Origin of the sequence: Mesorhizobium sp. M00.F.Ca.ET.216.01.1.1 (genome assembly GCF_004010325.2) — a bacterium.
Taxonomy (GTDB): Bacteria; Pseudomonadota; Alphaproteobacteria; order Rhizobiales; family Rhizobiaceae; genus Mesorhizobium.
Genome location: NZ_SADR02000449.1, coordinates 1 through 302 on the forward strand (window position 1 = coordinate 1; position 302 = coordinate 302).

Genomic DNA, 302 nt, shown 5'->3' on the forward strand with positions numbered 1-302 from the left:
TCAACCAGATCGAGAAGGCCTACGGTCCGAACAACTCCATTCTCGACAATTGTCATGTGCGCGTGAGCTTCGCCACGAATGATGAAAGGACCGCCAAACGTGTATCCGACGCGCTCGGCACAGCGACCGAGATGCGGGCGATGAAGAACTATGCCGGCCACCGGCTTTCGCCCTGGCTTGGACATTTGATGGTGTCGCGGCAAGAGACAGCCCGGCAGTTGATGACACCTGGCGAGATCATGCAGCTTCCGCCGAGCGACGAGATCGTCATGGTGGCGGGCACACCACCGATCCGGGCGAAG

The 302-nt window shown here is 59.9% G+C and carries 1 protein-coding gene; it reads left to right on the forward strand.

What is annotated here, in order from left to right; translation table 11 throughout:
• A partial coding sequence (locus tag EN859_RS36900) for a TraM recognition domain-containing protein (protein WP_148671262.1) occupies positions 1-302 on the forward strand: 302 nt, incomplete at both ends.